This window comes from Kitasatospora sp. NPDC051702 (genome assembly GCF_040681575.1).
In the GTDB taxonomy this organism is placed as follows: domain Bacteria; phylum Actinomycetota; class Actinomycetes; order Streptomycetales; family Streptomycetaceae; genus Kitasatospora.
Genome location: NZ_JBFAZB010000101.1, coordinates 1 through 4,124, shown reverse-complemented (window position 1 = coordinate 4,124; position 4,124 = coordinate 1). Strand labels below are relative to the sequence as shown.

The following is a 4,124-nucleotide window of genomic DNA, read 5'->3' as shown; positions in this document are numbered from 1 at the left end:
GGCCGGCCTCACCAAGTAACACCCCCCCAAGCACCACCGCCACGGCGCCGCCGCACCCCCACCACGAGGGGCGCGACGGCGCCGTTCGCACGCCCGCCCGCGGGGGCTCAGCGCGGGGCGCTGGTGATGACCGCGAACGGGGCGCCGAACGGGTCGAGCAGCATCGCGATGCGCCCCACGCCCGGGGCGTCCATGACCGGGATGATCACGGTGGCGCCCGCCCCGACGGCGCGGGCGACGGTGCCGTCGCAGTCCTCCACCTCGACGTACGGGTGCCATTCGGAGCCGGATCCGGCGTCCAGGTGCTCCTGTCCCAGCTGCAGCATGCCGCCGTGCATGGTCCGCTCGCCGCCGCCGGCGGGCCCGGCGATGGTGTAGGCGACGCCGCCCCCCATCGGCATGTCCCGGGTCTCCCACGCCAGGACGCTGCGGTAGAAGGCCTTCGCCGCCGGGCCGTCGGTGGTGTACAGCTCGATCCAGCTGACGCTGCCGGGTTCGTTGAAGAGCTCCAGGCCGTCGGTGTCCCGCGGCTCCCACACGGCGAACTCGGCGCCCGTCGGATCGGTGAAACCGGCCATCCGGCCGGCCGTGAACACCTCCACCGGCGGGAAGCGGACGGTGCCGCCGGCCTGCTCCACGGCCCGGGCGGTGGCGTCGGCGTCGACGCTGCGGAAGTACACCGTCCACGCGGAGCTCGCGCCCTCCTCGGTCAGCGGGCCGACGGCGGCGACCGTCCGGCCGTCCTTGCGGAGGAACCCGTAGCCCCCGGCCTCGGGCCCAGCGGAGGCGAACTCCCAGCCGAACACGGCCCCGTAGAAGGCGACGGCGGCATCGACGTCGGGCGTTCCCAGGTCGAGCCAGTTCAGCCCGCCCGGGGTCTGCGTGGAGGTCAGCATCAGGTGCTCCTGTCGCGTGTGGTCCTGCTCCCGGGCCGGCGGGGCCCGGGAGTCCGGAACCAGCCTGGCAGCGGGCGGCGGCCGGGGGCGTGCACCGGACGCCCCCGGTCATCCGTTCGGCCGGTTCCCCGGCGGGAGCCCGGCCGACCGGGAGCGCCCGTCGCCGCGGTCAGGGCGACGGCGGCCGCTGCAGCCCCCGGAGGAGCAGCTCGACCAGGCGTCGGGGGTCGTAGCGCGGGTCGTCGTCGCGGCCGATGCAGAGGTTGCCGATGCCGCGCATCAGTTCGTACGGCTCGATGCCGCGGTCGATCTCGCCGGCCTCGGCCGCGGCGTCGAGTAGCCGTCCGCAGACCGGGACCAGACGGTCGAGGAAGTAGGCGTGGAGGGCCTCGAACCCGCTGCTGTCCGACTGCAGCGCGCCGGCGAGCCCGTGCTTCGTGACCAGGAAGTCGACGAAGAGGTCGGCCCACCGGCGGAGGGCTGCGAACGGGGAGTCGGCGGCGGTCAGCAGCTCCGGACCGGCTTCGGCGCAGGCCTCGACCTGGTGGCGGTAGACGCCGACGACGAGATCCGCCCGGGTGGGGAAGTGGCGGTAGATCGTCCCGGTCCCGACGCCCGCCCTGGCCGCGATCTGGCGGATCGGCGCGTCGACGCCGGAGGTGACGAAGACCTCGGCGGCGGCCGCCAGCAGTGCCTGCTGGTTGCGCAGCGCGTCGGCCCGCTTGCCGCGGGCCGGCACCTCCCCGGACTGGCCTGTCGTGGGCACTCCGCTCTCCTTCCGGTGGTCGTTGACTAAGCGGAACGATGTTCCGTATCGTAAGTGGAACAGCGTCCCGCTTAAGCCTAGTCGAAGCGGACGCCCCTGCCTTCCCCTGCCCTCCCGGCGTTCTGCCCCCTGCCATTCCCCTGCCTGCCTGCCTGACTGCCTTCCCGCCGCCGACCGAACGGGGCCGACGGCCGAGGCCACCGAACGGAGACCCGCACGATGAGTGAACCGACCCTCCCGACCCGCACCCCCGCCCCGCCCACCCCCGTCCTCTCGGTCAGTCCGGTGGTGCTGCCGGCGCCCGAGCGGGCCGTCGACCTGGAACTGCGGGTCTCCGCGCCCGTGACCGGGAACGACCTGCCGGTCATCCTCCTCTCCCACGGCCAGGGCTACTCGAACCACCTCTCCTCACTCAACGGCTACGCGCCCCTCGCCCATGACTGGGCGGCACACGGGTTCGTCGTGATCCAGCCCACCCACCTGAGTTCGACGACGCTGAGCCTCGACCCGGACACCCCCGGGGCACCCCTGTACTGGCGCTCGCGCGCCGAGGACATGACCTTCGTCCTCGACCGGGCCGACGCGATCGAGGCCGCGGTCCCGCAGCTCCTCGGGCGCGTGGACTGGACCAGGGTCGCCGTGGCCGGCCACTCGATGGGCGGCCACACCGCGAGCCTGCTGCTCGGCGCCCGGCTCACCGATCCGCAGACCGGTGCGGAGGTGGACCTCGCCGAGCCCCGGATCACGGCGGGCGTACTGCTCGCCGCGCCCGGCCGGGGCGGTGACGCCCTCACCGCACCCATCGCCGAGAACCTCCCCTTCCTGCTGACCACGGACTTCTCCACGATGACGACGCCCGCCCTCGTGGTCGCCGGCGACAAGGACGACTCCGCCCACCTGACCGTCCGGGGCGCGGACTGGCACGCCGATCCGTACGAGCTCGCCCCGGGCCCCAAGGCCCTGCTCACCCTGTACGGCGCGGAACACGGGCTCGGCGGGATCTCCGGGTACGACGTCGCCGAAACCACCGACGAGGACCCGGGGCGGGTCGCGGCGGTCCAGCGGCTCACCCGGGCCTACCTCCGCACCGCGCTCCACCCCGGGGATCCCGCCTGGCAGGAGGCGCGTGACGCCCTGACGGCGGGGCCCGGGGAGCCGCTCGGGCGGGTCGACGTCAAGTAGCGGCTCCCCGCGGCGCACCGGGTCGGGCGGGTGGGTCGACCCGGTGCACAGCCCGTCCCGGCCCTCCGCCGCGGCCGGAAGGCGGCGGTCGGGACTGTCTGGAATCCTGGCGGTGACACGCCCACCCGGCCCACCCTGAGGAGCCGACATGTCCGGACTGTTCGAGGCGAGCGTCGAGGTCGACCGGCCCGTGGAGGAGGTCTTCGCGTACCTCGCCGACGGCCGCCACGACCCCGAGTTCAGCCCCCGGGTCCTGGAGATCACCAGGACCCCGGACGGCCCGACCGCCGTCGGGACGGTCTTCCGCAGCAGGGTGAAGGACGCGGGGGTGAAGACCTCCCGGGAGTTCCGCATCACCGGCCTGGAGGCGCCGCACACGATCCGCTGGAGCGAGCAGAGCACCAACCTCATCACCGCCGAGGGCGGCTACGACCTAGAGCCCCTGCCGGACGGCCGGACCAGGGTCCGCGTCTTCAACGTGCTCGAAGGCCACGGACTCGGCAAGGTCCTGCTCGGCCCGGCACTCCACGCGGCCCGCAAGGACGCTCCAGACTTCGGCCGCCGGATCAAGGAGGCCGTCGAGCGGTCCTGACCCGGCCACGGCCGCTCACCGGCTGATCCGTCGACCTGCTCGGCCGCTCGGCCGATCACCTGTTCAGCCGCTGAGCGGCCCGGCGCCCTCCGGGAAGCTGAGCAGACCGACGAGGTGACCGTCGTGGTCCACCACCGGCCACGCGTCCAGGCCACGGGAGCGCATGGCGGCGGCGGCCGCGCCGGCGGGCATGTCGACGGTGGCGAACGGGGCGCGGTCGAGGACGATGTCGCGGACCGGCGTGCGTTCGGTGTACCAGGACCGGGCCTGGAACGGCGCGAGGTGCAGCCGGGTCAGCAGCCCGGCGCAGCGCCCGTCGTCGTCGCGGACGAGCAGGTGGTCCGCGCCGGAGCTCTGCAGGATGTCCATCGCGGTGTCGACCATGACGTCGTCGCTGATCTGCAGTTCCGGGCGCTGCATGAGGTCGCCGACCGTTGCGCCGGTCGAGGGCTGTTCGAGGGTGTCGGTCACGGGCGAAGTCCTTCGTGTCGGGTCCGCCGGCGTCGGCGGTGATCGGGGCACGGACGGCGGGACGGCTGACGGCGTTCGACGGACCCTAGGGGTACCGGCTGCCGCCGCCGTCGGAACCGGGCACGGCCGCCGGGCGGCGGGCGACACCGGTGCCGAGCGGGATGTCGGTGCCGGCGCCGAGCCGGGTGAACAGGGCGGCCAGGCCGGCCTGGAGGAC

Annotated in this window: 5 protein-coding genes; 2 read left to right on the top strand and 3 right to left on the bottom strand. The window is 74.2% G+C overall.

Annotated elements, in window-relative coordinates:
* Nucleotides 1-107: 107 nt before the first annotated feature.
* On the bottom strand, nt 108-896 hold the full coding sequence (locus AB0N04_RS38420; RefSeq protein WP_360223159.1) for a VOC family protein: 789 nt from the start codon (nt 894-896) through the stop codon (nt 108-110).
* Between the two features lie 169 nt (nt 897-1,065).
* Nucleotides 1,066-1,662 (bottom strand): TetR/AcrR family transcriptional regulator, encoded by a 597-nt coding sequence (locus AB0N04_RS38415; protein WP_360223162.1) that lies wholly within the window; start codon nt 1,660-1,662, stop codon nt 1,066-1,068.
* Nucleotides 1,663-1,881: 219 nt separating this feature from the next.
* On the opposite strand from AB0N04_RS38415, the gene AB0N04_RS38410 reads away from it, so the two are divergent.
* Together AB0N04_RS38410 and AB0N04_RS38405 are read left to right on the top strand one after the other, a co-directional pair.
* Nucleotides 1,882-2,844, top strand: a complete 963-nt coding sequence (locus tag AB0N04_RS38410; protein WP_360223165.1) for a chlorophyllase — start codon at nt 1,882-1,884, stop codon at nt 2,842-2,844.
* 148 nt (nt 2,845-2,992) lie between these two features.
* Nucleotides 2,993-3,436: an SRPBCC family protein gene (locus AB0N04_RS38405; RefSeq protein WP_360223168.1), complete on the top strand. Its 444-nt coding sequence runs from the start codon at nt 2,993-2,995 to the stop codon at nt 3,434-3,436.
* A 63-nt stretch (nt 3,437-3,499) separates the two neighbouring features.
* On the opposite strand, the gene AB0N04_RS38400 is transcribed toward AB0N04_RS38405, so the two are convergent.
* Nucleotides 3,500-3,907 (bottom strand): CBS domain-containing protein, encoded by a 408-nt coding sequence (locus AB0N04_RS38400; RefSeq protein WP_360223171.1) that lies wholly within the window; start codon nt 3,905-3,907, stop codon nt 3,500-3,502.
* Nucleotides 3,908-4,124 lie beyond the last annotated feature (217 nt).

Excerpts from the sequence above, each read along its gene's own strand:
- AB0N04_RS38410 (WP_360223165.1), top strand. The coding sequence starts at position 1,882 with ATGAGTGAACCGACCCTCCCGACCCGCACCCCCGCCCCGCCCACCCCC.
- AB0N04_RS38405 (WP_360223168.1), top strand. The coding sequence starts at position 2,993 with ATGTCCGGACTGTTCGAGGCGAGCGTCGAGGTCGACCGGCCCGTGGAG.
- AB0N04_RS38420 (WP_360223159.1), bottom strand. The coding sequence starts at position 896 with ATGCTGACCTCCACGCAGACCCCGGGCGGGCTGAACTGGCTCGACCTG.